This window comes from Stenotrophomonas sp. (assembly GCF_032066555.1).
Lineage (GTDB): Bacteria > Pseudomonadota > Gammaproteobacteria > Xanthomonadales > Xanthomonadaceae > Stenotrophomonas.
In genome coordinates this window covers 170975-179049 of sequence record NZ_DAMBKV010000009.1, presented here as the reverse complement: position 1 = coordinate 179049, position 8075 = coordinate 170975, and the positions used below count along the sequence as shown (strand labels likewise).

The 8075-nt window shown below is 65.8% G+C and carries 7 protein-coding genes; all 7 read left to right on the top strand.

Going from position 1 to position 8075, the window contains the following annotated elements; genetic code table 11:
* On the top strand, nucleotides 1-374 hold a 374-nt coding region (locus RT131_RS12505), incomplete at its 5' end, for an alpha-isopropylmalate synthase regulatory domain-containing protein (protein WP_313173134.1).
* Between the two features lie 35 nt (nucleotides 375-409).
* The gene (gene leuC, locus RT131_RS12500; protein WP_313173133.1) at nucleotides 410-1828 is read left to right on the top strand and encodes a 3-isopropylmalate dehydratase large subunit; all 1419 of its coding nucleotides are present in this window, start codon (nucleotides 410-412) and stop codon (nucleotides 1826-1828) included.
* Nucleotides 1829-1913: 85 nt separating this feature from the next.
* On the top strand, nucleotides 1914-2492 hold the full coding sequence (gene leuD / locus RT131_RS12495) for a 3-isopropylmalate dehydratase small subunit (protein WP_313173132.1): 579 nt from the start codon (nucleotides 1914-1916) through the stop codon (nucleotides 2490-2492).
* Nucleotides 2493-2835: 343 nt separating this feature from the next.
* Nucleotides 2836-3897: a 3-isopropylmalate dehydrogenase gene (gene leuB / locus RT131_RS12490; protein ID WP_313173131.1), complete on the top strand. Its 1062-nt coding sequence runs from the start codon at nucleotides 2836-2838 to the stop codon at nucleotides 3895-3897.
* 135 nt (nucleotides 3898-4032) lie between these two features.
* Nucleotides 4033-5376 (top strand): NADP-specific glutamate dehydrogenase, encoded by a 1344-nt coding sequence (gene gdhA, locus RT131_RS12485; RefSeq protein WP_313173130.1) that lies wholly within the window; start codon nucleotides 4033-4035, stop codon nucleotides 5374-5376.
* Nucleotides 5377-5735: 359 nt separating this feature from the next.
* Nucleotides 5736-7004 (top strand): aminotransferase class I/II-fold pyridoxal phosphate-dependent enzyme, encoded by a 1269-nt coding sequence (locus tag RT131_RS12480; protein WP_313173129.1) that lies wholly within the window; start codon nucleotides 5736-5738, stop codon nucleotides 7002-7004.
* Nucleotides 7005-7260: 256 nt separating this feature from the next.
* The gene (locus tag RT131_RS12475; RefSeq protein ID WP_313173128.1) at nucleotides 7261-8070 is read left to right on the top strand and encodes a hypothetical protein; all 810 of its coding nucleotides are present in this window, start codon (nucleotides 7261-7263) and stop codon (nucleotides 8068-8070) included.
* Nucleotides 8071-8075 lie beyond the last annotated feature (5 nt).

Sequence of the window (8075 nt, the reverse complement as noted above, 5' to 3'; positions counted from 1 at the left end):
ACCGCCTGGCCTCGATGACCATCAGCGACGTCGGCAGCCGCGCCAACGCGCTGGTTGAACTGTCCGATCCGGAAGGCAACCGCGTAGCCGAAACCGCGCAGGGCGACGGCCCGGTCGATGCATTGTTCTCGGCCTTGTCGGCCGCCACCGGCATCCAGCTGACCCTGGACAGCTACCACGTGCACAGCGTCGGCATCGGCGCCGATGCCCGCGGCGAAGCCAACCTGAGCGTACGCCACGAAGGCGAGATCCTCGAAGGCACCGGCACCAGCCGTGACATCATCGAAGCCAGTGCCCTGGCCTGGCTGGATGTCACCAACCGCCTGCTGCGCCAGCGTGAAGGCAGCAAGACCGAGGAAGCCGTCAGCGCCTGAGCGCGACGGCAGAACATAGGCAACGGAACGTACTGATGAGCTCCGCACCCAAAACCCTGTACGACAAACTGTGGGACGCCCACGTTGTCGTCCCCGAATCCGACAACGCGCCGGCCGTGCTGTATATCGACCTGCACCTGATCCACGAAGTGACCTCGCCGCAGGCCTTCACCGAACTGCGCCAGCGCGGCCTGAAGCCGCGCCGCCCGGACCGCACCAAGGCGACGATGGACCACTCCACGCCGACCCTGCCGGCCGGCCCGGACGGCAAGCTGCCCTACGCCAGCAAGGCCTCCGAGGCGCAGGTCGAAACGCTGGCCAGGAACTGCGCCGAGTACGGCATCGAGCTGTTCGACCTGTCCTCGGCCAACCGCGGCATCGTCCACGTCATCGCCCCGGAGCAGGGTTTCACCCAGCCGGGCATGACCATCGTCTGCGGTGACAGCCACACTTCCACGCATGGTGCGTTCGGCTCGCTGGCCTTCGGCATCGGCACCAGCGAAGTCGGCCACGTGCTGGCCACGCAGTGCCTGCTGCAGCGCAAAGCCAAGACCATGGCCATCACCGTTGATGGCGAACTGGCCCCGGGCGTCGGCGCCAAGGACGTGGTGCTGCACATCATCGGCGTGATCGGCGTCAACGGCGGCACCGGCCATGTGCTGGAGTTCCGCGGCTCGGCGATCCGCGCGATGGACATGGAACAGCGCATGACCCTGTGCAACATGTCGATCGAGGCTGGCGCCCGCGCCGGCATGGTGGCACCGGACCAGGTCACCTTCGACTGGGTCGGCAAGACCCCGCGTGGCCCCAAGGGCGCTGACTTCGACACCGCCGTGGCGTACTGGAAGACCCTGAACACCGACGACGGCGCGCGCTTCGATGTGGAAGTGCAGATCGATGCCGCCGACATCCGCCCGACCCTGACCTGGGGCACGCACCCGGGCACCGCGATTGCAGTGGATGCGCCGATCCCGGCCGCCAACGACGCCGCTGCGCAGAAGGGCCTGGACTACATGAAATTCGAGGCCGGCCATTCCCTGGTCGGCACGCCGGTGGACGTGGTGTTCGTCGGCTCCTGCACCAATGGCCGCCTGAGTGACATGCGCGAAGTGGCGCAGGTGCTGCGCGGCCGCCGCGTCGCCGATGGCGTGCGCATGCTGGTGGTGCCGGGTTCGGAGATCGTCAAGCGCGACGCCGAGGCCGAAGGCATCCACGAGATCGTGCGCGCTGCCGGTGCCGAATGGCGTGAGCCGGGCTGCTCGATGTGCATCGCCATGAACGGTGACCTGGTCGCACCGGGCCAGCTGGCGGTGAGCACCAGCAACCGCAATTTCGAAGGCCGCCAGGGCCCGGGGTCGCGCACCCTGCTGGCTTCGCCGATGAGCGCGGCATGGGCGGCGGTGAACGGCCGTGTTGCCGACACCCGCGAATTGTTTGCCAAGGAGGTGGCGTGATGGAAATTACACAAGCACACCCTCATCCGGCGCTGCGCGCCGCCTTCTCCCGGTGGGAGAAGGGCTACGCACTGGAGCTGTACTGATGGCCGCACTGACCCGCATCGTTTCGCGCAGCGTGGTGCTGCGCCAGACCAATATCGACACCGACCAGATCATCCCGGCGCGTTTCCTGTCCACCACCGAGCGTGCCGGGCTGGGCAAGAATGCCTTCAATGATTGGCGCTGGCAGGCCGATGGCTCGCCGAATGCGGACTTCGCCTTCAACCAGCCGCACAACCAGGGCCGCGCCATCCTGCTGGCCGGGCGCAACTTCGGTTGCGGCTCCTCGCGCGAACATGCGCCGTGGGCATTGACGGATCTGGGCCTGCAGGCGATTGTCAGCAGCGAGATCGCCGACATCTTCCGTGGTAACTCATTGAAGAACGGCCTGCTGCCGATCGTGCTGGACGAAGCCGACGTGCAGGAACTGATGCAGAACCCGGATGACGAACTGACCGTGGATGTAGCAGCGCGTGAGCTGCGCACGTCCAGCGGCAAGGCGTACAGCTTCCCGCTGGATGGCTTCTCGCAGACCTGTCTGCTGGAAGGCGTGGATCAGCTGGGCTGGCTGCTGGGCCGGGTGGATGAAATCGAGCGGTATGAGGCTGCGAAGGCAGCCTGACGAAACACCCCTCCCCTTGCTGGCGTTGCCGGCAGGGGGAGGTCGGGAGGGGGTTGGCTTCGGCTTGTAATGCGCAAGCGGCAACGGCAGAAGCTACCCCTCCCCAACCCTCCCCTGCGCCTTCGGCGCAAGGGAGGGAGTAAATCCGCATCGCCCGCAGGGCAGCGCGCGAAACACCCCTCCCCTTGCTGGCGTAGCCGGCAGGGGGAGGTCGGGAGGGGGTTGGCTTTTGGCTTGTAGTGCTCAAACGGCAACGGCAAGAGCTAACCCCTCCCCGGCCCTCCCCTGCGCCTTCGGCGCAAGGGAGGGAGCTCCCAACAACAGCAGCAACCGGAACCCCTACATGCAAGCCAATATCGTCGTACTGCCGGGTGACGGCATCGGTCCTGAAATCACCGCCGTCGCCGTCGACGTGCTCAAGGCCGTCGCCACCCGCTTCGGCCACAGCTTCAGCTTCAGCGAACACGACATCGGCGGCATTGCCATCGACAAGCACGGCGAGCCGCTGCCGGCCGCCACGCTGGAAGCCTGCAGCAAGGCCGATGCCGTGCTGCTGGGCGCCGTCGGTGGCCCCAAGTGGTCCGACCCCAATGCCAAGGTGCGCCCGGAACAAGGCCTGCTGGCCATCCGCAAGGCGCTGGGCCTGTTTGCCAACCTGCGCCCGGTACGCACCCACCCGGCCGCGCTCAACGCCTCACCGATCAAGCCGGAACTGCTCAAGGACGTGGACTTCGTGGTGGTGCGCGAGCTCACCGGCGGCATCTACTTCGGTGACAAGACCCGTGACGCCGACAGCGCCAGCGACCTGTGCCGCTACACCGTGGTGGAAATCGAGCGCGTGCTGCGCAGCGCCTTCCGCCTGGCCCAGCAGCGCCGCGGCAAGCTGACTTCGGTGGACAAGGCCAACGTGCTGGAAACCTCGCGCCTGTGGCGCGATATCGCCGCCCGCATCGGCCGCGAAGAGTTCCCGGACGTGGAGCTGGAACACCAGTTGGTCGACTCCATGGCCATGCACCTGATCGCCAAGCCGCGCGTCTACGACGTGATCGTCACCGAGAACATGTTCGGCGACATCCTCACCGACGAGGCCTCGATGCTGGCCGGCTCGCTGGGCCTGTTGCCTTCCGCCTCGTTGGGGGAACAAGGCAAAGTCGGCATCTACGAGCCGATCCACGGTTCGGCTCCGGATATCGCCGGCAAGGGTATTGCCAACCCCTATGCCACCATCTTGAGCGCGGCGATGCTGCTGCGTCATTCGTTGGGGCTGGAAGCCGAAGCCGCCGCCATCGAACAGGCGGTCACCGCAGCACTGGATGGCGGCCACTTCACCGCCGACCTGGCCGCGCAAGGCCAGGCACTCAGCACCCGGCAAGCCGGCGCGGCCGTGCTTGCGCAGTTGAAATGATGTAACTGGACGCGGCCTTTGGCCGCGTCTTTTTTTGCGGGCTGTTCCCGCCTGGTGGATACCACGCTGCTTTTTTTCTTGGACCTGTCTCCTATTGGACCCGTTCTTCAGGTCCCGCATTGAAAAGGAATGACCTTGAACTACCGTACCCCCGACGACTTCCTGGCCTATGTGGCCAAGCGCGACCCCAACCAATCCGAGTTCCTGCAGGCAGTCAAAGAGGTAGCCCACAGCCTGTGGCCCTTCCTGCAGCAGAACCCGAAATACACGCAATACGGGTTGCTGGAACGTCTGGTAGAGCCGGAGCGGGTCATCCAGTTCCGCGTCGCCTGGGCCGATGACAAGGGTCAGACCCACGTCAACCGCGCCTGGCGCGTGCAGCACAGCTCGGCGATCGGCCCGTTCAAGGGCGGCATGCGTTTCCACCCCTCGGTGAACCTGTCCATCCTCAAGTTCCTGGCCTTCGAGCAGACCTTCAAGAACGCACTGACCACGCTGCCGATGGGCGGTGGCAAGGGCGGCTCGGACTTCGATCCCAAGGGCAAGAGCGATGGCGAGGTGATGCGCTTCTGCCAGGCGCTGATGCTGGAGCTGTACCGCCACCTGGGCCCGGATACCGACGTGCCGGCCGGTGACATCGGCGTCGGCGCACGCGAGGTCGGCTTCATGGCCGGCATGATGAAGAAGCTCAGCAATGACGCCGCCTGCGTGTTCACCGGCAAGGGCCTGGCCTATGGTGGCAGCCTGATGCGGCCGGAAGCCACCGGCTTTGGCACGGTCTATTTCGTCGAGCAGATGCTGCACCACGCCAAGCGCCAGACCCATGGCGCCAAGGTGCTGGTCTCCGGCTCCGGCAATGTCGCCCAGTACGCGGCCATCAAGGCCAGCGAACTCGGCGCCAAGGTCCTGACCTTCTCCGACTCCGGCGGCACCCTGTACGCACGCGATGGCTTCGACGAGCAGGGCCTGCAGGAAGTGATGGCGTTGAAGAACGAGCGCCGCGGCCGCCTGTCCGAACTGGCCGACGATGCCCGCTTCGAATTCCTGGCCGACCGTCGCCCCTGGCATATCCCGGCCGACATCGCCCTGCCCTGCGCCACCCAGAACGAACTGGATGAAACCGACGCCCGCACCCTGGTCCACAACGGCGTGCTGTGCGTGGCCGAAGGCGCCAACATGCCGTCCACGCTGGAAGCGGTGGATGTGTTCCTGCAGGCCGGCACGCTGTATGCACCGGGCAAGGCCAGCAACGCCGGTGGCGTGGCAACGTCCGGCCTGGAAATGAGCCAGAACGCATTGCGCCTGTCCTGGCGCCATGCCGACGTCGACGAGCGCCTGCACGTGATCATGAAGGAGATCCACGCCAACTGCGTGCAGCATGGCGTGCGTGCCGATGGCAGCGTCAACTACGTGGACGGCGCCAACATCGCCGGCTTCGTCAAGGTTGCCGACGCGATGCTGGCGCAGGGTCTGTACTGAGGCAGCACCAGGAAACGCAGCACAGCAACGGCGCCCCTGGGCGCCGTTCTCTTTTACGGTACATCATCGTTGGCCACTTCCACATGCCACCGATGCCTGCCGCAACCCACCGCACTGTACCGCCTGGTACGCGTGCAGCAGGCTGTTGGCACTGCCAACATTCACGGCGACATCAATGCACGCGCAGCGTGCAGGCCCCCTTCTCTGCCGATAGCTGCCAGCGAAAAATTCCTTCCGTACAGCACTACAACAACGGAAGCGGTGCGTGCTTGCTTATTCGAATGCATCTTCAGGCTTGAAATATTCCGGCTATGAAGCGCTGGCTACATTCAGCGCTCCCAACGGAATGGAAGCTGGAAATGGCGATCTCCCACTCAAGCATGGACCTGCACATCGACACCGCCGGCACGTCTGCGGACGATGATGCAAGGCGCAGGAATCTCTACGGCATGCAGATCCTGGAGTGCGGCCGCAACCGCACACTGCGCGTGCTGGCTGCCGGTGGCTCGCGCTGGGTAACCGACTTTCTCTCCAACAGCCCGCTGGGGCTCAACACCCGCACCGAAGTATCACGCGCGTCCATTGATGCAATCGCCCAGTTTGGTGCCGTGCACTCCAGCGTGGCGATGGCGCGCGCGCAAACCGCGCTCACCCATGAGATCAGCCGACGCCTGGTGGAGATGAAGACCGGCGACTCACAGGCCAGAATCTATCCCACCACCCTCTCCGCCAACATCGCCACCGCCGCCGGCTTTGCCGCGGATGCCGTCGATGCCACGGCGGTCGTCCACCCGAATGCACACGCCACCGTGCACTTCGCGGTAAAGGGCGCGTTTGCAGCCAATCGCGTCATCACCACGAGGAACACCGTCGCCGTTGCCAGTGCGCTGGCAAGAACCACGCGACGCGCCGTGGTTGTCATCGAAGACGGCCTGTATTCGATGGGAGGTTTTGCCGATTTCGAGGGGCTCTCACGGTTCCTCGATGACAATGCCAATGGCCAGCTGTGGCTGGATGATGCGCACTCGGTTGGCATGCATGGCAGCAACGGCCGCGGCAAGGCCATGGAAGCGCTGCAGCAGCATGCGGGACGCACCGTTGTTACCGGTTCCTTCGGCAAGGCCTTCGGCGCGGCGGGAGGTTTCATGGTCGGCCCGCGGGCCTTCGTTGGCGGTTTGCTGAAGGATTCGGTCGCCGACCGGTTCTCCTGCAACCTGGATGCCTCGGCGCAGGGCGCGATCCTGGCAGCGATGAAGATCCTGGCGACTCCCGCGGAACATCGTCGCTTGAGCACGACCCTTGCGGCGCGCCTGGCCTTGTTCGACAGCCTGCTCGGCGCGGCTGGCATCACCACCCAGCAGGCCGGCACCGATATCGCGTTCAGGGTCATTCCCTGCCGCGATGCCGCCGCGGCCATTGCCAGTGCGGATACGCTGCTGAGCCTCCATGACGCCATCACCACCCCGGTTTACTACCCCACCATCGCCCGCGGCCAGGGAGCAATACGGGTATCCCTATCCGCAGCGCATACCGTCGACCAGGTCCGCCAGCTGGGCACGGCACTGACGGCGCTGCTGGCAGCGCCGTCGCTACGCAACCGACGCAACACGCAGCAGGCAGCGCCATGAGCAAGGGGCAAGCGCCGCCGGCCAACCTTCCTCGCCCTGCATCGAAGATTTCCTTGTTGCCTGATCCAGGTGACGTCGGCATCGAGGACAAGCAATGCCTCGCTGCGCAGCGCTTCCCAGCGCGACAGGGACAATCCGCTACGCCCGCCGCAGCCAGCAGGTGGCGCACCGTTGCGCGCCGCCTGCCCATACCCGTCACTCTTCCCCAGCGGCAATACGGCAGCTTCGCGCGTCCGACGGCGATCAGACCGGGCTGATGCGAACGCTGCTGCTCGGCGCTGTTGCCAGCCTGCTGTCCGCCATCACCGCGCTGATCGTCAGCAGCCAGGCCAGCGCATCGATCCATCCGCTATGGCTGTTGATTGCACAGTATCTGGTAGGCGCGCTGCTGAACCCGCCACAGGAGCTTCCCAAGGCTCCCCTGCGCCTGCATGCCCTGCGCAGCGTGGTGGGGGTGTGGGCGTTCGCGGCGTACTACGCCGCGCTGTCCTGGCCGGGCGCAAGCGCGATCGAGGTCTCGATGCTGCTAAACGCCGCCCCCCTGCTGGTAACGTTCCAGGCAGTGCGCGACCTGCGCGCACGTGCAGGTGCGGTGCTGGCCTTCGCCGGCCTGGCCTTGACGCTGCAACCGGGAACCGCCGGTCTCAACCTCAACGGTTCGCATCTGCTGGCCGCTTCCGCCGCGCTGGCCTATGCCGGGTCGTTCCTGACCCTGGGCCAGCTTGCGCTGGCAGGTGAACGCGCCAGCACCACCAACGGTCTCTACAACCTGTCCGCCGGCATGTTGACCCTGATCCTGCTTGCCGCCATTCGTCCTGCCTGGCCGGCATCGCTGTGGCCGGTCGCCGCGATCGGCCTGATCGCCGCCGCGCGCATCCACGTCATCACCGTCGCCGCACGCAACCCCGGTGATGCCGCCCTGGTATCGGTCCTGACCAATCTCGCTTTCTTCTGGCTGGCGCTGGCCGATATCTACCAGGGCAATACCTATGGCGCGCTCAAATGGGCAGGCCTGGCGCTGGTGGCCTGCGGCATCGGCATGACACCGTTGCGCAGGCCCCGCTGATCAGC